The sequence below is a fragment of the Lutibacter oricola genome, assembly GCF_900106565.1.
Lineage (GTDB): Bacteria > Bacteroidota > Bacteroidia > Flavobacteriales > Flavobacteriaceae > Lutibacter > Lutibacter oricola.
In genome coordinates this window covers 403,274-428,475 of sequence record NZ_FNNJ01000001.1, presented here as the reverse complement: position 1 = coordinate 428,475, position 25,202 = coordinate 403,274, and the positions used below count along the sequence as shown (strand labels likewise).

Sequence of the window (25,202 nt, the reverse complement as noted above, 5' to 3'; positions counted from 1 at the left end):
ATGAAAAAATATATTAAAATAATAATACTTGGTGTGCTACTTTCATTCGTGTACACATCTTGTAGTGATGATTTTACCAAAGTTGACCCAATTGGGTTAATTAATGAAGATGATTTTCTAACTACCGATGATGAAGCAGAATCTGTAATTTATGGTATTTATGATATAATGGCTTGGAACTATAACAGACCTTGGCATAGCGCTTACTTTTTAAAGGTTTTACCTGGTGATTGCGCAAACGCAGCAGGAGGAAATTCTGGTGACCAATCTCAATTGCAACAAATAGATGATTTTGAACACGTAGCAGACAACCCATCAATTACAGGTGTTTGGGAAGGTTACTATAAAACAATTGGGTTAGCCAATGTTTTAATTGAAAAATTAGAAGCTTCTGACTTAAGTTCTAAAGATAAATTTATTGCTGAAGCTAAGTTTTTAAGAGCTTATAGTTATTTTGAATTAGTTACGTTATTTGGTGATGTTCCTTTACGTATTACAACACCACAAACAATTGATGAGTTTGGATTAGCTAGATCTCCAAAAAGTGAAGTATATGCTCAAATAGAAAGTGATTTAGATGCTGCAATTAATGGTTTACCAGTAAATGGAGCAAAAAGCCAACCATTCAGAGTTTCTAAAGAAGTAGCGCAAGCCGTTTTAGGAAAAGTTTATTTATTCCAAGAAAAATATGGCGATGCTGCCATAGAATTTGCAAACGTAATATCAAGTAATGCTTTTGATTTAGAACCAAATTTTGCAGATGTTTGGGAAACAAGTACAGAACACGGTATAGAATCTTTATTTGAACTTTCTTTTGTTAGTACAGAGCAATATGACTGGGGTAATTTTCCTTGGGGAGGAAGACCAGAAAGTAATATTCACGCGCAACTTATGGGACCAAGAGGAGATGGAATTTTTGATGTAGCTGCCATTGGTATTGCAAATGGTTGGGGATTTAATTTACCAACTTCAAAAATAGGATTAGCCTATGATGATGAAGGGGATACTGTACGTAAAGGTGCAACTGTTATTTCTGAAGAAGAATTAATTGCAGCTGGTGGATCTGTAACTCCTCCAGATTCTGGAATTCACGATTACGAAGGTTATGTACGTTTAAAATATGTAACAAAAACTCAAGATACTGATGGACCTATTAATGAGTTGAATTACGGTGTAAACTGGAGACTATTACGTTATGCAGATGTTCTTTTAATGGCTGCTGAAGCTTACCACAAAAACAATGAAGATGGAAAAGCTCTAATTGAATTAAACAAAGTTAGAGATAGAGCTGGTTTAGATGATATTACAGCTACAGGTAGTGCTTTATTTGATGCTATTGTTAAAGAAAGACAATTAGAGTTAGCGTTTGAAGGTCAACGTTTTTGGGATTTAGTAAGATGGGGAATGGCAGATGCTGAATTATCTAGCTATGGTTACCAATCTAAACACCAACTTTACCCAATACCTACTAATGAAATTAGTAGAAACAGTTTAATTAGTCCTGAAGATCAAAACCCAGGTTACTAATTATATTTGAATTATTTAAACTAAAAAAGGCAGTACTATGAAAATAGTACTGCCTTCTTATTTTATATATTTTCAATCGATTACTCTACTAATACTTTATTAAAAATGTAACCACCTTTTTCTGCTCCCCAAACTTGTTCTTTAGCATCATTCCAACCTCTATCCCAGCTTATCATCTTGTCTTTTTCAACCTTTACTTCGCTAGTTGCATATGTTGCTTTACCCCAAGAGTTTTTACAAGCTCCTTCTATAGTTTCTCCTTCAAAAAAACCATTTTTATAAACTAGGTTTAATGCACAACCCGGTAATTTTGTTAGTTTTTCTAACGCAAAATCTTTAAACATTGATACATCATTATGACCTCCAATATATTTTTTCGGGTCTTCCATAGAGTATATTGAACTTGAAAACGTAGAATCGTTTAACTTTTCTAAATGATAAAAACGTTGACGGTAAGGTTTACCTGGAGTTTTAGCAGCTGTTTGTTCTACATACAACCAAATTCCATTTGCATTTTTTAATGGAACCTTTTTCATATCTAATGTAATATGAAAGTAGGAAGAATCTTGTTTAGATTGCTTTTCCGAAGAAAAATGACCTTCCATATAGCTTGCTAATGTTTCTACAGTAATTTCTGGTTTTTGCTCACAACTTGTTAATAATGCAAGTACAAAAACACTTATAACAAATAAGTTTTTCATAATTTTTAATTTTTAAGTTACAAATGTAAATTATTTCTAATTCTATTAATTAGAATTATACTTATTTTTGTGAAGAACTTAAAATACAACATGACACATATTCAAGTACTTTTTTTTGGTATTACTACAGATATAGTTGGTGAAAACTCAACAAGCCTAACTGTAGAATCAAATACTTCTATTAAAATTTTAAAAAGTAAATTAATTCAAAAATATCCTTCGTTAAAAAATTTAAATGAATTTGCTATTGCTGTAAACGAAGAATATGCTGAAAATGACTTAATACTAAAAGATAATGACGTGGTAGCAGTTATTCCACCAGTTAGCGGAGGTTAATCTTTCAAATATTTTTGATCTATATAAAAAGTTCCAAAAGGAATTATTGAAGCTAGCAATACTAAACCAAAAGTTTTGGTACTCCATTTTAATTCTTTCTTAAGCATTATAGCCATAACAATGTATACTAAAAATAATATTCCGTGAGGCATTCCTAACATTTTTACATATAATTCATTGCCCCAAAAGTGCTTTATTGGTGTTGCAATAAACAGTAACAAAATAAAAGACACTCCTTCTAAAACACTTACAATTCTAAATATTTTTTTCATTAGTTATATTATTATTTAAGATCGCGCTAAAATACATTTTAGATTTATTAAATTTGACTCAATTTCAATAAAATATGTCAAATAAAACTTCCATTTTTATTACCACCAATAAACTAGACCTGCAAAGTTGTTATGATTTTGTTCAAGGTTCAGCTTGTGGAGGTATTTCTGTTTTTGTTGGCACTGTTAGAAATTCAACAAATAGTAAAGAAGTAAAATTTTTAGACTTTAGTGGTTATGAGCCAATGGCTATTAAAGAAATGAAAAAAATTGCAGACAGAGCAATCGAAGAATTTGACATTCATAAAATTGCAATACACCACGCTTTAGGCAAATTAAATATTGGAGAAATTCCTGTAATAATTACAGTGTCTTCAGCACACAGAAAGGCTGCTTTTGAAGCTTGTCAATTTGCTATTGATACGTTAAAAGAAACTGTTCCTATTTGGAAAAAAGAATATTTTTCGGATGGTGAAGTTTGGGTAAATGCACACCCTTAAAACTAGTTTTTATTTAGCAACAACTTAATTTTATTATAAAAAATTTCTTTATTAATAGGCTTCTCAATATAATCATTACACCCTGCTTTTAATGCTTTTTCTCGATCTCCAGGCATCGTATAAGCAGTTTGAGCCATTATTTTAACATTATTGTTAAATAACCTTATTTGTTTAGTAGCCTCATAACCTCCAATTCCCTTCATTTTTATATCCATAAATATAATATCGATATTATTAAAGGTTTTACATAGTTCAACAGCCTCTTCACCAGATTCTACATGAATAATTTCTGTGCATATTTTATTTAAAATTTGTTTTAAATAAATTGCTGAAATTTCATCGTCTTCTACAATCAATACCTTGCTAATTTTCATATGCTCATTACTTTTACAATCTTTTTTTAATTCTTTGTCTACCAATAAAACCTTCTCTTTTTCCTTTGGTATAGTAAAATAAAATTTAGATCCTTGGTTGTTAATTGACTCCACCCATATTTTTCCTCTAAGCATTGTTACATAAGACTTGGATATGGCTAACCCTAACCCAGAACCCTGAAAGGCTTCTTCATCTTCAATATCAGCTTGTTCAAAACGGTTAAATATTGCTTTTAATCTATTGTTTGGTATTCCTATGCCTGTATCTTCAACAAAAAACTTATAAAATGTAATGCCTTCTTTAGTTATTAACTCATATCCAAAATGGATATTGCCTTTTTTTGTAAACTTAATAGCATTTTTTAATAAGTTTGAAAGTATAGAATCTAGCTTAGATTTATCTACATTTATAAAAGCCAAATCATTAGATATTTGTTTAAAATAAGTTAATTTTAATCCTTTTTTTTCAGCTTCGAGTTGAAAAAAATTGAATAAATTATCTAATCTTTCATTTATATTAATTTTTGAATAACTTAGAGTCATTTGATTTGTTTCTATTTTCGAAATATCAATTAAATCATTAACTGTATTCAACATTCTATTTCCACTTTGTTTAATAACCTCGATAAACTCATGTCTTTGGTCATCGGTAATATTTGTCATTTCTAATAAATTTGTAAAACCTAAAATACCATTCATAGGTGTTCTAATTTCATGACTCATATTTGCTAAAAATGCAGTTTTTAAACGATCACTTTCTTCTGCTCTCTCTTTGGCTTTTAACAATTCAATTTCTTTATTTTTTCTTTCGGTTACATTATGGATTATACCTTGAACGGCAACACCGTTCTGATAATCTAAATAACTAACCGATATTTCTAAATATAATGTAGCTCCATTTTTAGTAACACCTACCACTTCAGCAACAAATGGTTTTTTAGAATTATTAATACCTTCAAATATTTTTGTTTGAATTTGAGATTTACTTTCTTCTGCAAATAAGTCTAAAAAATTAAAACTTTCACTTAAAAATTCTTTATCTGAATACCCAAATAAAGTTTCAAATTTTTTATTGAACAAAACAATTTTGTTGTTAAACCTAATAAAAATAGCATCGTAAGAGTTTTCTATAATACTACTATATTTTAATTCACTCTGTTTAATAGAGTGAGTTTTTTTATAAACCACCCTCTTTAAACTAACTAACCACAACCATAAACCACCTATTAAAAGCACTACAAAACCAATAAAACTAATTAGTACATTTTTTTGAAAATTGGTTAGTTTTCCTGTAGAAGCATATACCCATTTATTATAAATGTCTCTTTTTCTTTCTAAAGATATTTGATTTACAGCTTTATTTATAATTTTAAATAATTGAATACTGTTTTTTGAAACACCAACAGACAATGCATTGTAGTAACCACTTTCTCCAGCAATTTTTAAATTTGTTATACCTTGTTTATCTACTAAGTATGTACCATACATTTGATTAATTACCATAGCATCATACAAACTAGATGAAACTCCTCTCAAACCAATTAAGTTGTTCTCAACTTCAATAGCGTTAATCTCTGGGTAATAATTATCAATATAATTCTTTATCGCATATTTTTTGGTTATACATGTTTTTACATCTTTTAACTTATCAATATTATTTATTTCGGAATCTTTTCTAGTAAAAATTACATATGGAATATTGACTAACGAATTTGTGGTAAAGTTTAAATACGTATCTCTTTCATCAGTTTTTGCCACACCAACTATTATGCAATTATTAGATGTTTTAGAATACTCAATTAAGCTAGCCCAATTATTAAATTTTTTAATTTTAAATTTCACATCTAATTCTAGTTCAATTTCTTTTAAAAAATCGACTAAAAGACCTACATACTCTCCTTTTGAATTGTAAAAAGCATTTGGAGGTGCTTCGTAACCAAATAATACCTCAATTTGATTACTATGCTGTTTAATCCAAAACTTATCGGTGTTACTTACAGAGCTCTCTTTGCTATTAATACAAGAGTACGAGAAAAAGAGTATTGTAAAAATAGAAAGCACGTGTTTTAAAACACGCAAATATTTTATTTTTTTTGTAGGGGCTATCATAACTTTGTAAAGATACAATTTTTATGCAAAAAAAATCTAAAGCAATGATTTATAGAGCTTTTTAAAAACTTCAATATCTATACACTATAAAAACAAGAAAAGCTCGTTTAAATTATTTCCATTTTTTTTAACAAAAAAGAAGCGTTCATATTTTTACAAACACCATTTTTTAGTTGATAATCGAAATTTAATTCATCATTAATTATTTCTGCATCGAAATAATAGTTTTTTATTTGTGGTAATTCTTTTTCAACTTCACACAAACTTAAATCGTGTGTTGCAATAATTCCTGTTGAATTTGAAGCGACTAATTTCTGGACAAACTTTTTAGAACCTTTAGCCTTATCTGTGCTATTTGTTCCTTTTAATATTTCGTCTAAAATTATAAAGTAATTATCCGTTTTAATTTCATCAACAATAAATTTTAACCTTTTTAATTCTGAAAAGAAATACGATTCATCATCAGCCAACGAATCTGATGTTCGCATACTGGTTATTAACTTAATTGGACTGTATTCAAACTTTTTTGCGCAAACTGGCAATCCCATATTTGCCATAATAATTGATAAAGAAACCGTACGTAAAAAAGTACTTTTACCAGCCATATTTGCACCTGTAACAATAAAAAATTGCTGATTTTCAATATTAAAATCGTTATCAATTCTATTCACAGGATTCAACAATGTATGTCCTAATTTTTCAGCTTTAATAACATTGTTTTTAGTGCTAATTTCTGGATATGTAAATTTTGGATGATTAAATGCAAAGTTTGCTAATGAGTTTTGAGCATCAAAAAAAGCAATTACATTAAACCATTTTTCAACATTTCCTTTATAGCTTTCAATCCATTGTTCAATTTTATAAACCTGACTTAAATCTCTTAGAAACAATCCATTTCCAAAAATGGCAATTATAACATTATTTCGCTGATCTAAAGCATCTAACAATCTAGAATACTTTTTAAATATAACGGATGCTTTTTCAGTTTCTGTTTTAATTTCTTGCTGTTTGCTTTTTAATATTTCCGAAGAAAAAGTAGCGTTTTCTATTTCATTTAACAATTTATAATATTGTTTAAAAGTATCTTTAGCGTATCCTGTTTTTTTGTATAGCTCATTTACTTTTTTCAAATAAACTCCAGAAAATACTAAACCAGTAAGAAGCCAAAATAACAATATAACTTCAGGAACAATCTGCAGTATTAATAACACAATTAAACCTAAAGATATGATCGAAAAAACAGTTGGTAAATGCTTCAAAAACTTAGGGAAAACTGCTGTATAATTATGAATCCACTTTGCAATTTCTTTTGCTGAATGCTCTACTTTAACCAAACTTGCAACTGCAGAAAAATGTTGCCTCCATTTTGGTTTCTCACTTAATTCTTTTATCCCTAATTGTTTTTCTTCAACATTAAGTATCTTACTTAAGGTTAGTTGAGAAAACAACTCGTTTTTACCTTCAACCGTTGCAGTTCTATTGCAATATTGAAAAAAAGAACCTCTTCCAAACAAATCAATATCATAGCTATATGGATGGTTTGGATTTACAAACTCACTCCCATCATCTAACGCTAAATAATCTCTCTTTAGAACTTTTATTTCTGTTTTATTAATACTTAGCAACTTGTTTTTCAAGGCGTATTCTTGCTGTATTTCACTTTGTTTTAGCACTAAAAATATAAACAAAACCAACCCTACAACAACAGTTAATACCATTGCCAATCCATTTCCAAAAAACAAATAAACACCTAAAACAATAGCTAAAAAGGTAAAAAAACGAGCCAAACTAAAAACTGATGATTGTTTTTTAAGTGTTGCTGCCGCTTTTTGAAATACGAACTCTTGCGTTTTATAAAACTCTTGTGGATCTTGCATTTAATAATTTTCTATTCCACCAACTAAACTAAAAATCTCCAAATTTGGATGGATTTCTTTCAATTTAGTGGTTACTGTATAACTTGTAATTCCTTTATTACAAACTATTACATATTGTTTTTTAAAATTAGGAGTAAACGAATTTATATCAAACGATATAAAAGGTTTTTTATGATGAACTTCAAAAGGAAGTTGCAGTTCTTTATTATTTATAACGCTAATAATTTCAATAGTAGCATCATTTAATTTCATTTTTAATTCTGAAGCTGAAATTAACAACTCGTTATTTTGAGTCTCACATGAAGCATCAACGTAACTAGAGTTTTTAAATATATTTTCAATATTTATAGTGGTGTTTTTTCTCAATTTCATTTTAAACTGAGAGTTTTCAAGCGCATTATAAATCAATAATTGGTTTGTAATTAATTTACCTGTTTTAGTTATTAACTTTAGTACTTCATTTGCTTGCATTAGGGCAATAATACCTACAATAGGATTCATTGTACCAGCTTCTTCACAATTTGGAATATCAGTCGCTATTTTTGGAAAAGCATCTCTTAAATTACACGAAAAGCCTTCTTCACCTTCAACATTAAAAGTTGCTACATAACCATCAAATTTATACAACGATCCATACACCAACGGCTTTTTAGCAAGCACACAAGCATCGTTTATTAAATACTTTATTTGTAAATTATCTGTGCCATCTACAACAATATCATAATTTGAAATTAGTTCCAAAATATTACTTTTATCAACTGCTTTATTTGTAAATGAGATATTTGTAAAAGGTGTTCTTTTTTTTATTTCTGAAGCTAATATTTCAGCCTTAGATTTACCAACATCCTCCGTTTTATAAAAAACTTGTCTGTGCAAATTAGAAACAGAAACCGTGTCAAAATCTACCAAATGTAAATTTCCAATTCCGCTTGCCGCCAAATAAATAGCAATCGGGCTTCCTAAACCTCCACAACCAACAACCAACACTTTTGCTTTTTGCAAACGTTCTTGCCCAACTTTACCAATTTCTGATAAAGTAGTTTGACGCTGAAAATAATCTTGTTGGGTAAAATTCATGTTACAATTTTGACTTTCCTAAATCGTTTAAATAATAAGTATTATCAGTAATATTTACATACTGATTCATATTTTTAAGGTAATTAACATATTGTAAATCTCCAAAACCATAAACCGTCTCTGTATGTTGCCATATCAATAACTCTCGTACAATTTCTTTTTCTGAAAATGAATTATCAGTTATAATTTGAAGTATTTTGTTTTCAATTTCATTTAATCCGTTTTCAGATGAAAATCTTTTTAAATGTTGGTCTATAGCTAATTGTAAATATTGAAATTTTCCATTTTTAAACTTAAAACTCTGAAGTTTTTCTTTATCATTTTCAACATATAATTTCCAACTTTCATCAGCAAACACTAAATTGGTTTTACTTAAATTCAACTTGTTTTTATACAACTCTACAAACTCTTCCGAAGAAAAATCAGAAAGTGTTTGTAGTTCACTTTCTCCTTTAACCCAACCTACACAAACCAAAGAAAACTTTACGGTTTTTCTAAATTCCTTTAATAATAACGAACAAACTGCAAGTAAATTTACCTGACAAAATAAATCGTATTCAAACCATAATACAATTTCATTATAACAAGAAAGATCTTCTAATTTTAAAACCTCTTTAATTGTTTTATCAAAGTATTCTATTCTACTAACTTTCAGTTCTTTTTCAAAATAAGCATAACGCTTTGTCCAAAACTCATCACTGGCAATTTTGGTATGTAAAGGTCCTTCACACAATAATTCTCTCCAAACAACAATATCACCTTCTAGTCCAGAATCTTTAAATAATTGAACTGAACTATCACCATTTAATACATGAATTATCTTACTCATTAATTTCTTTATATGCAGATTTATATTCTTCTGGAGTATTAATATTTCTTATAAAATCATCATCTACCTCCACAATTTCAACATCCGAATTTATTAAAATTTTTCGAGGACAAGAGTAACCTTGTGCCAAATAATTTAATAATAGCGTATAACTTTTTGGTTCCCAAATAGTAATTAAAGGCTCTGGGAATTTTTTATCTTTTCCTTTAATTGTAGTTGCTACTTTTGAAGAATTTCTATGTTTTAACAACAACTGAATAACCTCATCATTTACAAAAGGAACATCAGTAGCCAACACTAACCAAGCAGAATCTGGATCTTGCTGAAAAGCCGAGCAAATTGCTCCAAATGGCCCCAAACCTATAAACTTATCGGTTATCTTCTTCTCCAATTCTACATCTTGCTCTGCGCGAACAGATAAATATGTTTTTATATTATTTTTCTCTAACAATTCAATAGCAACATCACGTTGGTTTTTGCCGTAAAAATCAAGCTGACCTTTATCGGTTCCCATTCGTTCACTTTTGCCACCTGCCAACACCAATCCTTGAATTTGAGCTATCTTTTTTTTAATTAAATTTTCAATATGTTTTGAAATTTTATCAATTTCTGAAATATGATAACAATGTAAATTCTTAATTTGTGGATTGTGTTCTTCCAAAAAATCAAAATATTCAGCATCTTCAGTTAATTTAACCACAAACTGAATATGATCTAACTGATCCAATCGCTTTAAAACAGAGGCCTCTTTATCTTTATCTAAAATAAGTATTTGCTTTGCTCCTTGATAATGGTTTCCGTTTATAAGCACATAATCAAATTGCGAAAATTGAATTCTTTGATTGAATTTATTTACTTCAAAATTCACATTCGAATTTAAGTTTCCAGATGAATGAAATGTAAACGTTTCTAAATTATTTTTTTGAATATCTTTACTATGCGAAGCATCAAAATAAGCTAATTTATATGTTTTTAAGTTTGCTGAAACTTCATTTACCAAATTAGAAATAACACCACAATTTGTTCCTAAAATTGCTATTTCATTTGGAGCAAAATTATCATTATCTCGTAATTTTAATTTTGCGTGTTTTTGATGTTTACCCATTTTTTATATCGCTTTTACCTCCAGTTTTCTCAATTAATTTCACTTCTTTAATCACCATTTTTTGAGATATCGCTTTACACATATCATACACCGTTAATGCGGCAATATTTGCTCCTGTTAAAGCCTCCATTTCTACACCTGTTTTACCTTCAATAGAAACATCGCATAAAATTTCAATATGTACCTCATCTATAATTTTAATATCTACATTTACTCCATTAATTAATAACGGGTGACACATTGGTATTAATTCTGATGTTTTTTTAACCGCTTGTATTCCTGCAATAATTGCAGTTTGAAAAACAGGTCCTTTTTTGGTAACCAACTCTTTATTATTAAAAAGTGATATTATTTCTTCACCTAAAAACATGGTAGCTTTTGCAACTGCATTTCGCTTGGTTACTTTTTTACCACCAACGTTTACCATTTTGGGTTGGTTATTTTTATTTATATGAGAAAATTTATCTTTCATAACTAAGAGGTTGCTTTGCTTTACTAGCAACGGCGGTTTTTACAAATTGCTTTTGGTGGTTGACCGTGTTTTATTATCTATAATTAATTAGAGGAAAAACCTCTCCTTTGGTAAAATTAGTTCTATCATCTGGTAATTCCAAAAAAGCATCTGCATCTACTAAATTTGCTAAATCTCCTGAACCTTTTCCAGAAATTGGAGTAGCAATTAATTTTCCTTCTTTTTGAGTTATTTTTACTTGTAAAAAGTACGTTAAACTAGGTTTAAACGTAAAATCTTCAGCCAAAATTGCTGTCTGATTATTTGTAAAATTAATTCCCAATGATTTTTTATACCAAGGTGTAAAATATTTTAAACAACTTACAAATGTTGATACCGGATTTCCAGGAAATGCAAAAATAGTTTTTTGTTGTTTTTTACCAAACCAAAACGGTTTACCGGGACGTTGTTTTACTTTATGAAATTGTTTTTCAACGCCTAATTCTTCTAATACTTCTGGAATAAAATCGAATTTACCTTTAGATACTGCTCCGCTAAACAATAACACGTCAAAATTGGTTAAAAAGTCTTCAATTTTAGTTTTTAAAACCTCTTTATCATCTAAAATATGAGCTGTTTCAGCTTTAATTCCTAACTGTTTTAATATAGAAACCAATGTATACACATTACTTCTTCTTATTTGATGCTCTGCAGGAGTTTCAACTACTTCAACCAATTCATTTCCTGTTGAAACAATTATTACTTTTGGTTGTTTAGCTACTTTAACTTTAGATTTTCCAACAGTTGCCAACACACCTATTTCTGCTGAAGTTATTATCTTATTTTTTTTAATTAAAATAGCTCCAGTTTTTCTATCCAATCCTTTTTTATGAATATTTTGAAAATATTTTAGTTCTTCAACATTTAAAGTAGCAATACCATTTTCAATATCTAATAGTTCATATTGAATAACTGCATTTGTATTTTTTGGAAGCATTGCACCCGTCATAGTTTCCATACAGTTTTCAGAATTGTCTAATGTTAGTTGAGGACTTCCAGCTGCTTGAACACCTTCAATTTTAAAAGATCTTTGCCCTTTTTTAAAAGCTTCTATATCAATTGAAATTCCATCCATACTTACTCTGTCAAATGGAGGGAAATCTCTATCGGCAATAATATTTTCTTTTAAAACACGGCCTTCGCTTTCTAAAAAATCTATTTCTTCAACACCAAAATCTACGGTGTTGTTTAATATTATTTCTAATGCTTTTTGTACTGTTGTTAAGTTCATATTATATAGATTCCTGCCTTCGCAGGAATGACAATTAAATTACTTATTGTAGTTCTAACAATTTTAGCCTCCTATGGTTGACATACTTTCTGAAACATCGTTACCTCTATTAGCTTCAGCAATAAATCCATTTTCAGGTTTTTGTTGAACTGTATTTATAAACAGTTCCTTTAAATCATTATCGCTTGCTCCATTTCTTATAAAATCTCGCACGTTAAATACTCCGCCATCAAACAAACAGTTTTTAAACATACCTGTTGCTGTTATTCGTATTCTATTACAATCGTTACAAATAGTTCTTGTAAACGCAGGAATAATACCAAAAGTACCCTTATAATTTGGTACTTTGTAATTAACAGATGTAGATGATTTTTTTGATACTAACGTTTCAATTTCTTGATAATTACCCTTAATATGTTCAATTATTTTATGGTAATTCCATTCTTCTTGCATATTTCGCTGACCTTTACCATTAAAAGGCATTTCTTCTATAAAGCGAACATCAATTTCTTTATTTTTTGAAAGTTCTACAAAATCAATTATCTCATCGGTATTAAAGCCAGATTGTACAACTATATTTAACTTTAGTTTTAAATTACTTTGCTCTAGTAATTCAAAAGTTTTATAAACTTCTGTAAAAACATCTCTTCGAGTTATTTGAGCAAATTTCTCTTTTTTAAGACTATCTATACTTAGGTTAATCGAATTTATTTTTAGTTCTTCTAGTTTGTCTATATAATTAGAAATTAAAGCTCCGTTAGTAGTTATATTTATTTCTTCTAATTTATCATTAAAAGCTAACGATTCTAAAAAGTTAATAAAATCTCGTCTTACAAATGGTTCTCCTCCTGTTAAGCGAACTTTATTAACACCTAATTCCGAAAGAACTCGAGTAATACGGTACATTTCTTTATAAGTAAGTAACTCCTTTCTACTTACAATATCAATACCTTTAGCTGGCATACAGTATTGGCATCGCAAATTACACCTATCTGTAATTGCTAAGCGTAAATAGCTAATTTTTCTACCAAATTTATCTGTTAACTGCATTAATTTAGAATAATTTTATTTCTTCCTAAAGTTAAAATTTCTTCTTTTTCTAGCTTTTTTAATACTCTTGAAATTGATTCTCTAGATACTTTTAAATCTCTAGCAATATCAAAATGTTTTCTATAAATAATATGGTCGTTTTTTACAAAACTAGTTTCTTCAAGATATTTTACCAACCTAAATTCTAAGTCATTAAAAGCAATATCGTTAATTTTTTCTATTAATAGTGAAGTTTGTTTTTCATTTAAATTAAAAAAATAAGCTCTCCAATTATTATATTTTGAAAACCATAAACTTACTACTTTTATAGGTAAAGCAATGTAAGTAACAATATTTTCGGCTTTAATTCTAATTTCACTTTTTTTATGTTGAATTGCTGATGAAATAGCAATAGCGCTCGTTTCTTTTGCCGATAAATAATGAAGAAAAATACCATTTCCCTTACCGTCTCTCCTTTTTACTTTTGCTATACCAGAAACAATTAACGGAATAAATTGAACATCACGTCTAACTTCAACAATAATAGTTTTTGGGTCTACTTTTTTTAATACACCATATTTTATTATTTCTTGAAGTAATTCACTTTCAAAAATTTCTGAAAAGCTTGATTTTACTATTTCATCAATTTTCATGGCAGTAGTTTTAATGTGGAAGCTTATCTTTTGAAACACCGTAGAAGAACGCTCCCAAAGTTGCTCCAAATATTACTACTAATATAGCCAATACACCTTTACCAACCAACACAAACATTGGACCAGGGCAAGCGCCTGCTAAGGCCCAACCTAAACCAAATAAAATTCCGCCAAATAAATTACGGTATAAACCTTTCTTTTTTGGAGAAATTCGTATTTCATTTCCTTCAAAAGATTTTAATGTTTTCTTTTTGAATAAAAACATTACAACAAGTCCAATTGTTACTGCCGAACCTATAATTCCGTACATATGAAACGATTGAAATTTAAACATTTCGTAAATTCTGTACCACGAAATTATTTCTCCTTTACTCATTACTATTCCAAACAGAATACCTATTAAAAAAAACTTTATATGTTTCATTGTTTAAAATATTAAGGGTAAAATTAACCAGGTCATTATTAAACCACCTATAAAAAATCCAATTACAGCAATTAATGATGGTAACTCTAAATTACTTAAACCAACAATTGCGTGCCCTGAGGTACAACCTCCTGCCCAACGTGCTCCAAAACCAACTAAAACACCCGCTACAAGTAACACAATAAAACCTTTTAAAGATAACATAGTTTCTATACTAAATATCTCACTTGGCAAATAAGTGCTACCGGCATTTTGTATACCAATATCTGCTAAATCTTTTACTGTTTGTGGGTTTAACACAACCTCGTTAGTTGGAGTTAACCAATTCGCAGAAATAAAACCACCAACAATTGCCCCCAAAACAAAAATTAAGTTCCAAGAGTTTTGTTTCCAATCTACTTTAAAATAATCTGTAAATTTTCCTGCACCACCAATAGTGCAAAATGTTTCTAAATTAGACGAAACACCAAAGCGTTCTCCAAAATAATACATCAAAAACATAACCAGGGCAATAACAGGCCCGGCAACGAACCAAGCCCAAGGCTGCATAATAAAATCCATAATTTAATTCTCTTAGTTAGTATTAAAAAAATTTAAACTTAATTTAAAGTTAAAATTCTAAAATCTCAATTCTGTTTCTATGCAACTGAATTTTCCCTTCATTTTCAAGCTGCTTTAACAATCTAGAAACCACAACTCTTGACGTATGCAAATCATACGCTATGTCTTGATGTGTAGTATTTAATGTTGTTTCTCTTAAAATTTGAGCCTTATCGGTTAAATACTTATACAAACGCTCATCCATTCTCATAAATGCTAGCGTATCTATTGTTTCCATCATTTCGTTTAGACGAATATTGTAACTATCAATTACAAAATTTCTCCACGATTTATATTTAACTAACCACTCATCTAATTTTTCCTTTGGAAGAAAAATAATTTCCGAATCTTTTTCAGCAATAGCTCTAATTCCACATTTCCCGTTAGAGATTGCACTTGCAAAAGAACTCGCACAAGTATCTCCTCTTTCTAAAAAATAAAGTAAAATTTCTTCCCCTTTTTTATCTTCTCGCACAATTTTAATTGCACCATCTAATAATAAAGGAACTCCTTTCATTTGATCTCCTAAATCTACCAAAAGTTCGTTCTCTCTTAGCTTTTTATAAACACCTATTTGTTCAATTTCGTCTAACAATTCCTTTTCAAACACAAACGAATAAAAGCTCTCTAATTTTTCTCTCATTTTTTAAGATAGTTTAATATTTTTAAGGTAGCTCCAGTTTTAGAAGCTACATAGTTTAATGATTTTTGCCCTACGTTTTTACGCTCTTCATTATCATTATAAAACTTTTTTAAATGTAAGGATAATTTTTCAGAACTGTCAACCACAAAACATCCACCATTATCTACCAGTTCTATTGCTTCATTAAACTTTTGATAATTAGGCCCAATTAACACAGGTACACCATAGCAAGCTGGTTCTAATACATTATGAACTCCAGATTTTGTATAACCACCACCAACATACGCAACATGTGCGTAGCTATAAATTTTTGTAAGTATACCTACTGTATCAATTATAAATACTTGATAATTGTTTAAGTTTTTAGTTTCTTTTTCTGAAAACGATACTACTTTCTTTGTAATTGAGTTTTTTAACTCCTCAATTTCTGTAGGTTTAATATTATGTGGTGCAATTATAAACTTCTCACCTTCTTTAGAATTATTATTAATATACTCAACCAATAAATCTTCATCTTCTTTCCAACTACTACCAGCAACCAAAATGTGGTTATTCGCTGTAAACTCTTCAATAAAATTTAACTTATTGTTTTGTTGTGTAATCTCATAAACCCTATCAAAACGGGTATCTCCACAAAGTGTTACATTGTTAAAACCCACATTTTTCAATAAGCTTTCAGAAACCTTATTTTGCACAAAAAAGTGTGAAAATGCTTTTAATGAGTTCCGCATCCAACTTCCATAACTTTTAAAAAACGCTTGGTTCTCTCTAAAAATTCCCGACACCAATATAGTATTTACCTCTCTTTGCTTAAGTTCTCTTAATAAGTTTGGCCAAAACTCGTACTTAACAAAAATTGCTTTTTCTGGGTGAACGATATCTAAAAACTTTTTAGCATTACTTTTAGAATCTAAAGGCAAATAACAAACTATATCTACTACGTTATAATCCTTTCTTACTTCATAGCCCGATGGCGAAAAAAAAGTGAGTACTATTTTTTTTGAAGGAAATTCTACCTTTAGTTTTTCAATAATTGGTCTTCCTTGTTCAAATTCTCCTAATGAAGCACAATGCACCCAAATTACCTCATCATTTTTAGAAATAGATTCTTTTAACCTATTAAATGTTTGATTTCGACCTTCAACAAATAATTGAATTTTTTTGTTGAATAAAGCTACTATTTTTAGTAAACCAGTAACTATTAAAACTATTATATTATATAAAAAGTACATAGTTAGCAAATGTACAAAATAGCGTATAAAAAAACTCCCAAACTAAAAAAGTTTGGGAGTTTCAAATTTTGTATAAATCTAACTACTAAGCCTCAATAGGATCAATAGAAACATAAGATTTATTATCTTTTTTCTTTATGAATTGAACCACACCGTCAACTCTTGCGTGTAATGTGTGATCTTTACCCATATAAACATTATCACCAGGATGATGTTGAGTTCCTCTTTGACGTACAATAATATTACCTGCTAAAGCAGCTTGTCCACCAAATATTTTTACTCCAAGTCGTTTCGATTCTGATTCTCTACCATTCTTCGAACTACCTACTCCTTTTTTATGTGCCATGATGTTATGGTTTTAAAATGTTAAACAAATTTGGTTATTCAATACCACCTTTAGTGTTATCTTGCCATACTTTTAATTCATCCCATTTTCCTTCAGCAGCCATTTTTGCTTGTTTTGGCCAAGAACCTGGGTTTTTAGAAGCATATCTAGATCCTGCTGCTGCTAAAATTTCTTTTAACGCTTCAACATCTGCTGCTGCTAATTTAGCAAAAGTATCAATACCAGCTGCAACAAAAATCTCAGCGATTTTTGGTCCAATACCTTCAACTTTCTTTAAATCATCTGCTTTAGATGCAGATTTTTTTGCTGCTGCCTTTTTTACTGGAGCTGCTTCTTCTTTTTTAGGTGCTGCTTTTTTAGCTGGCGCTTTTTTCTTTGCTCCAGTAGCTGCAATAGCTTCGATTTGGATTTCAGTTAAAGCCTGGCGATGACCATTCTTTTTCTTGTATCCTTTTCTACGTTTCTTTTTGAAAACGATTACTTTATCACCTTGTAAGTGACCTAAAATTTTAGCCGTTACTTCGGCTCCTTGGATAGCTGGGGCGCCAACTGTTACTGCACCTTCGTTATCTAAAAGAAGAACTTTATCAAAAGAAACTTTTGATCCTTCTTCTCCTTGTAAACGGTGTACGTAAACCTTTTGGTCTTGCGCTACTTTAAACTGCTGCCCTGCTATTTCTACAATTGCATACATAAGTATAATTTTTTATTCATTAATCACCTTCTATTAAGGCGGGTGCAAATATAAGTCTTTTTTCTTTTTACACAAAACTTATTTTAAATATTAAAAAGCTCATTTACAGCACGTAAAATTAAACTTCTTAAAATTTATGTTAAAAAAAATAATAGTGTAGGCCACCATTTAAAAGTTAATTATTTTTGAGAAAATTAGCTATGAAATTCTTCGACTCAAATTTCTATAAATTAAAATGTAACAATTTATTAAATCGGTCGACCTACATTCATTGCCTTTAATATTAATAAATAACAAATAAATTAAAATGAAAAACTTTTATTTAACAGCTCTATTAATGCTATTAAGTGTAACTACATTTGCACAACAAGTAGCTTTTGAAGAGTATGATTTAAATAACGGATTGCACGTTATTTTACATCAAGACAACTCAGCTCCAGTAGTTACAACATCTGTAATGTACCATGTTGGGGCTAAAGACGAAAATCCAGAAAGAACTGGATTTGCCCACTTTTTCGAACACCTTTTATTTGAAGGTACTAAAAACATTGGTAGAGGAGAATGGTTTAAAATTGTTTCTGGAAACGGAGGTACAAATAATGCTAACACAACTCAAGACAGAACTTATTACTATGAGGTATTTCCTTCTAACAACTTAAAATTAGGTTTATGGATGGAGTCTGAAAGAATGTTACATCCAATTATTAATCAAATTGGTGTAGACACACAAAATGAGGTTGTAAAAGAAGAAAAAAGATTAAGAGTTGACAACGCTCCTTACGGCCATTGGAATGCTGAAGTTTTTAAACATTTATTTAAAAAACACCCATACCACTGGACCACAATTGGTTCTATGGACCATTTAGATGCTTCTACTCTTGAAGAATTTCAAGCCTTTAACAAAAAATTCTACGTACCAAACAACGCTGTATTAGTTGTAGCAGGAGATTTTGAAAAAGGAGCTGCTAAAAAACACATCGAAGATTATTTTGGAAGTATTCCAAGAGGTGAAGATATTAAAAGGTCAATTATTAAAGAAGATCCTATTACCTCAGAAATAAAAGCAACTTTTGAAGATCCAAATATTCAAATTCCTGCTGTATTTACTGTATACCGTACACCTGCAATGACAACTAGAGACGCTAGAGTTTTAGATATGATTTCTACAGTTTTAAGTGATGGTAAAAGCTCTAGACTATACAAAAAACTTGTTGACGATAAGAAAAAAGCAATGCAAGTTGCAGCTTTCAACTACTCTTTAGAAGATTATGGTGCTTATATAGTTTTAGCTCTTCCTTTAGGTGAAAACACGCTAGATGATTTAGTTAAAGAAATGGACGAAGAAATTGTTAAAATTCAAACTGAACTTATCTCCGATAAAGATCTTCAAAAATTAAGAAACAAATTCGAAAATCAATTTGTTAATTCTAATTCTAGTGTTGAAGGTATTGCGAACTCTTTAGCTAAATATCATATGCTTTATAAAGATGTAAATTTAATTAATACTGAAATTGAAATTTACAATTCTATTACAAAAGAAGAAATTAGAGAAGTTGCAAAAAAATACCTAAACACAAATCAACGATTAGTTTTAGATTATTTACCTAAAAAAGAAAAAGAATAAACAGATGAAAACAAAATATTTATACATACTAGCAATATTTTTTCTTTCAGTTTCAGTAACCGCTCAAATTGATAGATCTATACAACCTAAACCAGGTCCAGCTCCAAAAATTAATTTAGGTACACCAAAAACTTTTGAACTAAAAAACGGACTTAAAGTTTTAGTAGTAGAAAATCATAAATTACCACGTGTATCAGCAACACTTACCATAGATAACAATCCTATTTCTGAAGGTGACAAAGCAGGTGTTTCTAGTTTATTAGGAAGTCTTTTAGGATCTGGAACAACTAACATAAGTAAAGATGCTTTTAATGAAAAAGTTGATTATTTAGGAGCTTCATTATCTTTTGGCAGTAGCAGCGCAAGACTTAACTCTTTATCTAAATATTTTCCAGAGTTATTTCAACTAATGGCTGATGGTGTTAAAAACCCACTATTTACTCAAGAAGATTTTGATAAAGAAGTAAACATATTATTGGACGGTATTAAAGGTGAAGAAAAAAGTGTTGAGAGCATTTCTCGCCGATTAAAATATCTTTTAGCCTATGGTAAAAACCATCCTTATGGAGAATTTCTTACTAAAGAAAGTATTGAAAACACTACTTTAAACGATGTTCAAAATTTTTACAATACATATTACAAACCAAACAATGCTTATTTAATTATTGTTGGTGATGTAAATTTTAAAGAAATTAAAAAATTAGTTTCAAAAAATTTAAAAAGTTGGAAAAAAGGGGTAATTCCTTCAACTGCTTTACCTGAAGTTAACAATGTAGCAACTACTGAAATTAACTTTATAAATATGCCAAACGCAGTTCAATCTGACGTTACGGTTTTAAGCACAGTAGATTTTAAAATGACCGATGAAGATTACCACGCTTTACTTTTAGCAAATCAAATATTTGGTGGAGATTTTAATAGTCATTTAAATATGAATTTAAGAGAAGCTCACGGGTATACTTACGGAGCAAGATCTAGTTTAAGACCTAACAAAAATACTCGCGCTTTGTTTTCTGCAGGTGCTCAAGTTCGAAACGCCGTAACAGATAGTACTGTTATGGAAACAATGAAAGAACTAAACATTATTAGAACTACAAAAGTAACTGAAGAAGAACTTAAAACTGTTAAAGCAACATACATCGGTAGCTTTGTTAGAAACATAGAAAAACCAGAAACGGTTGCTCGTTACGCGTTAAATTCTAGAACTAATAATTTACCTAGCAATTTCTATAAAACATACCTAGATAAAATTAATGCAGTAACTATTAATGATATTCAAAGAGTTGCTAAAAAGTACTTTAATAAAGATAATGCTAGAATAGTTGTTGTTGGTAAAGCTGTTGATGTTATTCCAAACTTAGATAAACTACCTTACAAAATAAATTATTTCGATACTAAAGGTAATTCAACAGAAAAACCTGAGTTAACTAAAGCAATTCCAGAAGGTGTTACTAAAGAAACTGTTTTTAACAACTATTTAAATGCTATTGGTGGTGTTAACAAAGTGAAAAATATTAAAACTTCTTCAACAAAAGCAGAAGCATCTATGCAAGGAATGGTGTTAACTATGGAGAACAAATCTATGGCACCAAACAAACAATCTGTTGTAGTTTCTGGTATGGGAATGGTTATGTCTAAAATGAAATTTAACGGAGAAACTGGTTATAACGAACAACGCGGAATGAAAAAAGAAATGACTGAAGATGAGATTAAAAAATCTAATTCATCTACAGTTCCTTTTCCTGAAGTTGGTTTTATTACAAACCACAATGTTAAACTTGTAAATATTGAACCTGTAGATGGACAAGATGCTTATGTAGTTTCTAAAGGAGATGACACCACTATTTATTACGCAGTAAAATCTGGCTTAAAACTAAAACAAGTTACAGAAATTGAAGCAATGGGTAAAAAAATGAAACAAGGATTTAGTTTTCATGATTACAAAGAAGTGAACGGAATTAAAATTCCACATACCGTTGAAATGGATATGGGACCTCAAAAAATTAAATTTTTAGTTAAAGAAGCTAAAATTAACGAAGGCGTTACAAATAGCGACTTTGAATAGATTTTTCTAGTTAATTTATGAAAGCGGCTTATGCAATTATGTATAAGTCGCTTTTTTATTTAGCTTTATTAACCATATACACACCTAATAAAATTACAAAACCAGATGCAACTTGTAATAAAGTAATTTTTTCACCATCAAAAAGCCCCCAACAAATTGCTACAATCGGAATTAAATAGGTAACCGAAGATGAGAATATTGGAGTAGAAATTTGAATTAACCTATTAAACATAATTTTAGCCAATCCAGTACCAATTACTGCTAAAACAGCTAAATACATAATTCCTTTTAAATTTTCTTTGGAAGGCACAAAGGTTTCAAAAAAGTTAGAATACCAAAGTACAATCAATGCAGGAAACATCATTAAAACAAAATTACCTACCGTTATACTTAGCGCATCCAAATCATGTAAATACTTCTTTAAAATATTTACATTAAAAGCATAACCTACTGTTGCAAAAAGTATAAAACTAGCGTAAAAATAGTCTTGATTAGGGTTTACTTCTGCTCCCTTCAAAATCAATAAAACAGTACCAATTAAACCAACTAAAACCCCAAATAATTGTCGTTTTTTAAAACCAAAACCAAAAAACAACGCTCCAAAAATTAATGTATTTAAAGGTGTAAAAGAGTTTAAAATAGAAGCTATAGAACTATCTATTTTATCTACAGCATAAGCAAACAAAAATGAAGGAAAAAAGGTACCAACAAAACCATTCAACGTTAAATAATACCAATGCCTTCGTTTTATAGTTATTAACTTTTTAAAACCAATTAGTAATAAAAAAAGCGTTGTTATTAAAATTCTAATTGCTCCAACTTGTATTGGGCTTAAACTTAGCAAAGCATATTTCATTAAAATAAATGAACTTCCCCAAATTATTGCTAGTACAAAAAGAAATACCCAACGTAGTTTTTTATGATCCATGGCGTTAAATAAAATGCAAAAATCGAATTTTTATTCGGAATTGAAGTAATAAGTTTATAATTTCGTTGAAAAATAAAACTATAATAAATGAAAAATCTACTATTAATACTGGTTACTGTTTTAACACTAGTTTCTTGTAACCAAGCTAAAAAACAAAATAACACTCCAACTTCAAAAGAAGTTAAAACTGAAAAGCTTGCTGAGAAATTAGAAAGTGTAGAAGTTGAAATTGAAGGAATGACATGCGAAATTGGTTGCGCCAAACTAATTCAATCTAAACTATATAAATTTGATGGTGTTACTTATGCCAATGTTTCTTTTGAAAACAAAAAAGGCGAAATTACTTATGATGCTAACAAAATAAACAAAGAAGATATTAAAAGTGAAATTGAAAAAATTGCTGGCGGAGATTTATATTCAGTAATAAAAACTACCGACATTGATTTAATCTCTAAAGAATCTAAGTAAAACTTATTAATTATTGGTTTTTTATTGTTTCTTTGTAGGTATATTTAAAATCAATCAAAATATTATGAAATCAATCAAATTGTTAGTAGCGGTTGCACTTGTTAGTGTTTTCGCATTCTCTTGTAAAGAAACAGAGAAAAAAGATCTTAAAGATGCAGTTAAAACAGAAGTTGAAGCTGCAAAAAAAGAAGTTGAAGTTACAAAAACTGAAGTTACAAAAACTGTAGAAGAAGTTAAACAAGATGTTGAAAAAACAGTAGACAGCTTAAAAACTGAAGTTAAAGAAGTTACTACAGATGTAAAAGAAGTTGTTAAAAAAACTGGAGACAACGTGAAAAAAGTTGTTAAAGAGGTAAAAAAAGATGTTAAAGATTTAAAAAACTAACATTAATTTTTATTTCAAAAATTTTAGAAAAGCTTCAATTCATATTGAAGCTTTTTTTATGCTTTAAAAACGCGCATTGAGTAATAAAAAAATAGTAAACTAATAAAATATAGCAACCCTACTAATTGATGTGCAACTCCCAAAAACAAAGGTATTTCTCCCTTTACATTTAAAACTGTTAAAACACCCAACACGGTTTGCAGCAGTACTAAAAACACTGTGTAATTCAACCACATTTTAGAAACTACCTCTACTTTATTTCTAAATTTAAAAAACATATAAATAGTTAATAGCACTAAAATATACGCTAGCAACCTATGTGTAAATTGAATAAGAGCTGGCGCAAATAAGTAACTATCATAATTTATCATATTTGCCCAAGTATAGTTAGCATGCTCTTTTAATACTTCAGGAACCATTTCACCATTCATTGTTGGCCAAGTTGGGTAATATAAACCAGCTTTCATACCTGCCATTAAACCTGCAAATACCATTTGAACTATAGTTACTAACAATGTAAAGCCAACTATTTTTTTTGAAACCAACCTAAAGCTCGAAAAACAATAAACATCGGCAATTGTTTTTACCATTGCCCAAACAACAAAAATTGCCAACACAAAATGTACTGTAAGTTTATATGCGTTTACCCAAGGTCTATTTACCAATCCACTCTGCACCATAATCCAACCAGCAGAAGCTGTTAAAACGGTTAAAAAAACAACTAACAATAATCGCTTTACCAAATAGAAGTCTATCTTTTTCTTCAACAAAAACCATATAAACGGAATTAAGAATATAAACCCTAACGAGCGTACCCATAACCTATGAAAATACTCCCAGAAATAAATAAACTTAAATTGTTCTAGCGTAAAACTTGAATTTATTTTATGAAACTGCGGTGTTTGCTTATACAATTCAAAAGCATCAAGCCATTGCGCAGTATTTAATGGCGGAATAACACCTGTAATAATATCCCAGCGCGTTATAGAAAGTCCAGAACCTGTTAAACGAGTAATTCCACCTAAAATTACTTGGCCAATTAACATTATTAAACCTGTTAACAGCCAAAACCTAACAAGTTGTGAATATTTATAGTTTTTACTTTTCATTATTTCCACTCTAGTGTTTCAACTAAATGTTTTATATCTTTTTCTATATAGTTTATAGCCGGCAGTATAGAATCATAATTTGGCTTTACATAAAAATACAAAGCTCCAGATAATACATGATTTACACTATCTGTAACTCTAAACTGAAGATTAGTAGCAACATCACCTTCAACATTATATAATTTACCATAAACCTTTTTTTTGAAATTCTCATACGGTACAGAATTTATAGCATCTGCTTTAATAGTATGCTCAAAAGTTAGTTTTTCAACCTCTTTTAAAATTTCATTTAAGTTATTATCTACAGGTCTATAGGTAATATGTATGGTTGCTTTTAGTTCTGGATATTCAATTTTTGCCCAACCATTATCTCGTGTATTTACTTGGGTATATTTTGAAACTTCAAAACTATAAGCCTTTTGCAAATCCATTTTTTTATATGAATTAACAGGGTACTCCAATTTTAAATACGACTTAGGCTTTGGAATTGGGTCATTTCCACAAGAAAAAAGTAACAAGCCTATACACGCAAAAATTAGTAAATGCTTCATTT

General features: G+C 29.4%; 27 protein-coding genes. 7 read left to right on the top strand and 20 right to left on the bottom strand.

Annotated features, from left to right (window positions below):
- The gene (locus BLU40_RS01880; protein ID WP_090119159.1) at positions 1-1,527 is read left to right on the top strand and encodes a RagB/SusD family nutrient uptake outer membrane protein; all 1,527 of its coding nucleotides are present in this window, start codon (positions 1-3) and stop codon (positions 1,525-1,527) included.
- A gap of 80 nt (positions 1,528-1,607) precedes the next feature.
- On the opposite strand, the gene BLU40_RS01875 is transcribed toward BLU40_RS01880, so the two are convergent.
- A complete protein-coding gene (locus BLU40_RS01875; protein ID WP_090119157.1) occupies positions 1,608-2,228 on the bottom strand; it encodes a chromophore lyase CpcT/CpeT in 621 nt (206 codons plus the stop codon).
- A 90-nt stretch (positions 2,229-2,318) separates the two neighbouring features.
- Here BLU40_RS01875 and BLU40_RS01870 point away from each other — a divergent pair, with 90 nt between their 5' ends.
- Positions 2,319-2,564: a MoaD/ThiS family protein gene (locus tag BLU40_RS01870; RefSeq protein ID WP_090119155.1), complete on the top strand. Its 246-nt coding sequence runs from the start codon at positions 2,319-2,321 to the stop codon at positions 2,562-2,564.
- On the opposite strand, the gene BLU40_RS01865 is transcribed toward BLU40_RS01870, so the two are convergent.
- Positions 2,561-2,836, bottom strand: coding sequence for a DUF3817 domain-containing protein (locus BLU40_RS01865; RefSeq protein ID WP_090119153.1), 276 nt, complete (start codon positions 2,834-2,836; stop codon positions 2,561-2,563). The genes BLU40_RS01870 and BLU40_RS01865 overlap by 4 nt on opposite strands.
- 74 nt (positions 2,837-2,910) lie before the next feature.
- On the opposite strand from BLU40_RS01865, the gene BLU40_RS01860 reads away from it, so the two are divergent.
- The gene (locus tag BLU40_RS01860) at positions 2,911-3,336 is read left to right on the top strand and encodes a molybdenum cofactor biosynthesis protein MoaE (RefSeq protein WP_090119151.1); all 426 of its coding nucleotides are present in this window, start codon (positions 2,911-2,913) and stop codon (positions 3,334-3,336) included.
- A 2-nt stretch (positions 3,337-3,338) separates the two neighbouring features.
- Here BLU40_RS01860 and BLU40_RS01855 read toward each other — a convergent pair whose 3' ends face one another.
- The 15 genes from BLU40_RS01855 to rplU form a co-directional block, all read right to left on the bottom strand.
- The gene (locus BLU40_RS01855) at positions 3,339-5,819 is read right to left on the bottom strand and encodes a hybrid sensor histidine kinase/response regulator (RefSeq protein ID WP_090119149.1); all 2,481 of its coding nucleotides are present in this window, start codon (positions 5,817-5,819) and stop codon (positions 3,339-3,341) included.
- A 107-nt stretch (positions 5,820-5,926) separates the two neighbouring features.
- Positions 5,927-7,696, bottom strand: coding sequence for a MutS-related protein (locus tag BLU40_RS01850; RefSeq protein WP_090119147.1), 1,770 nt, complete (start codon positions 7,694-7,696; stop codon positions 5,927-5,929).
- Positions 7,697-8,773, bottom strand: coding sequence for a HesA/MoeB/ThiF family protein (locus BLU40_RS01845; protein WP_090119145.1), 1,077 nt, complete (start codon positions 8,771-8,773; stop codon positions 7,697-7,699).
- Position 8,774: 1 nt separating this feature from the next.
- Positions 8,775-9,602, bottom strand: coding sequence for a DUF1835 domain-containing protein (locus BLU40_RS01840; protein ID WP_090119143.1), 828 nt, complete (start codon positions 9,600-9,602; stop codon positions 8,775-8,777).
- Positions 9,595-10,707: an NTP transferase domain-containing protein gene (locus tag BLU40_RS01835; RefSeq protein WP_090119141.1), complete on the bottom strand. Its 1,113-nt coding sequence runs from the start codon at positions 10,705-10,707 to the stop codon at positions 9,595-9,597. Before BLU40_RS01835 ends, BLU40_RS01840 begins: the two co-directional genes overlap by 8 nt.
- Positions 10,700-11,179 carry a cyclic pyranopterin monophosphate synthase MoaC gene (gene moaC / locus BLU40_RS01830; protein WP_090119139.1) on the bottom strand — a complete coding sequence of 160 codons (480 nt, stop codon included), beginning with the start codon at positions 11,177-11,179 and terminating at the stop codon, positions 10,700-10,702. Before moaC ends, BLU40_RS01835 begins: the two co-directional genes overlap by 8 nt.
- A 73-nt stretch (positions 11,180-11,252) precedes the next feature.
- The gene (locus BLU40_RS01825; protein ID WP_090119136.1) at positions 11,253-12,449 is read right to left on the bottom strand and encodes a molybdopterin molybdotransferase MoeA; all 1,197 of its coding nucleotides are present in this window, start codon (positions 12,447-12,449) and stop codon (positions 11,253-11,255) included.
- A gap of 63 nt (positions 12,450-12,512) precedes the next feature.
- Positions 12,513-13,499, bottom strand: a complete 987-nt coding sequence (gene moaA, locus BLU40_RS01820; RefSeq protein ID WP_090119134.1) for a GTP 3',8-cyclase MoaA — start codon at positions 13,497-13,499, stop codon at positions 12,513-12,515.
- Entirely contained in the window at positions 13,499-14,131 is a 633-nt protein-coding gene (locus BLU40_RS01815; RefSeq protein ID WP_090119131.1) for a Crp/Fnr family transcriptional regulator, read from the bottom strand. Before BLU40_RS01815 ends, moaA begins: the two co-directional genes overlap by 1 nt.
- A gap of 10 nt (positions 14,132-14,141) precedes the next feature.
- Entirely contained in the window at positions 14,142-14,555 is a 414-nt protein-coding gene (locus BLU40_RS01810; RefSeq protein ID WP_090119129.1) for a DUF6691 family protein, read from the bottom strand.
- A gap of 3 nt (positions 14,556-14,558) precedes the next feature.
- Positions 14,559-15,116 carry a YeeE/YedE family protein gene (locus tag BLU40_RS01805; protein ID WP_090119127.1) on the bottom strand — a complete coding sequence of 186 codons (558 nt, stop codon included), beginning with the start codon at positions 15,114-15,116 and terminating at the stop codon, positions 14,559-14,561.
- Between the two features lie 49 nt (positions 15,117-15,165).
- Positions 15,166-15,798, bottom strand: a complete 633-nt coding sequence (locus tag BLU40_RS01800; protein WP_090119125.1) for a Crp/Fnr family transcriptional regulator — start codon at positions 15,796-15,798, stop codon at positions 15,166-15,168.
- On the bottom strand, positions 15,795-17,030 hold the full coding sequence (locus BLU40_RS01795) for a 3-deoxy-D-manno-octulosonic acid transferase (RefSeq protein ID WP_090119123.1): 1,236 nt from the start codon (positions 17,028-17,030) through the stop codon (positions 15,795-15,797). Before BLU40_RS01795 ends, BLU40_RS01800 begins: the two co-directional genes overlap by 4 nt.
- 85 nt (positions 17,031-17,115) lie before the next feature.
- Positions 17,116-17,376 (bottom strand): 50S ribosomal protein L27, encoded by a 261-nt coding sequence (gene rpmA, locus BLU40_RS01790; protein WP_090119121.1) that lies wholly within the window; start codon positions 17,374-17,376, stop codon positions 17,116-17,118.
- Positions 17,377-17,410: 34 nt separating this feature from the next.
- Complete coding sequence (gene rplU / locus BLU40_RS01785) at positions 17,411-18,070, bottom strand: 50S ribosomal protein L21 (RefSeq protein ID WP_090119119.1); 660 nt, start codon at positions 18,068-18,070, stop codon at positions 17,411-17,413.
- A 307-nt stretch (positions 18,071-18,377) separates the two neighbouring features.
- On the opposite strand from rplU, the gene BLU40_RS01780 reads away from it, so the two are divergent.
- Together BLU40_RS01780 and BLU40_RS01775 are read left to right on the top strand one after the other, a co-directional pair.
- The gene (locus BLU40_RS01780) at positions 18,378-19,694 is read left to right on the top strand and encodes a M16 family metallopeptidase (RefSeq protein WP_090119118.1); all 1,317 of its coding nucleotides are present in this window, start codon (positions 18,378-18,380) and stop codon (positions 19,692-19,694) included.
- A gap of 4 nt (positions 19,695-19,698) precedes the next feature.
- On the top strand, positions 19,699-21,759 hold the full coding sequence (locus tag BLU40_RS01775) for an insulinase family protein (protein ID WP_090119115.1): 2,061 nt from the start codon (positions 19,699-19,701) through the stop codon (positions 21,757-21,759).
- Positions 21,760-21,814: 55 nt separating this feature from the next.
- Here the strand turns inward: BLU40_RS01775 and BLU40_RS01770 are convergent, their stop codons facing one another.
- Positions 21,815-22,687 carry a DMT family transporter gene (locus BLU40_RS01770; RefSeq protein WP_090119113.1) on the bottom strand — a complete coding sequence of 291 codons (873 nt, stop codon included), beginning with the start codon at positions 22,685-22,687 and terminating at the stop codon, positions 21,815-21,817.
- Positions 22,688-22,774: 87 nt separating this feature from the next.
- Between BLU40_RS01770 and BLU40_RS01765 the strand changes: the two genes are divergently transcribed.
- Together BLU40_RS01765 and BLU40_RS01760 are read left to right on the top strand one after the other, a co-directional pair.
- Positions 22,775-23,155, top strand: coding sequence for a heavy-metal-associated domain-containing protein (locus tag BLU40_RS01765; RefSeq protein ID WP_090119110.1), 381 nt, complete (start codon positions 22,775-22,777; stop codon positions 23,153-23,155).
- A 64-nt stretch (positions 23,156-23,219) separates the two neighbouring features.
- Entirely contained in the window at positions 23,220-23,540 is a 321-nt protein-coding gene (locus BLU40_RS01760; RefSeq protein ID WP_090119109.1) for a hypothetical protein, read from the top strand.
- 56 nt (positions 23,541-23,596) lie between these two features.
- On the opposite strand, the gene BLU40_RS01755 is transcribed toward BLU40_RS01760, so the two are convergent.
- Positions 23,597-24,649: a COX15/CtaA family protein gene (locus tag BLU40_RS01755; protein ID WP_090119107.1), complete on the bottom strand. Its 1,053-nt coding sequence runs from the start codon at positions 24,647-24,649 to the stop codon at positions 23,597-23,599.
- Positions 24,649-25,200, bottom strand: coding sequence for a gliding motility lipoprotein GldD (gene gldD / locus BLU40_RS01750; protein ID WP_090120278.1), 552 nt, complete (start codon positions 25,198-25,200; stop codon positions 24,649-24,651). The genes BLU40_RS01755 and gldD overlap by 1 nt, the downstream gene beginning before the upstream one ends.
- Positions 25,201-25,202: the final 2 nt, after the last annotated feature.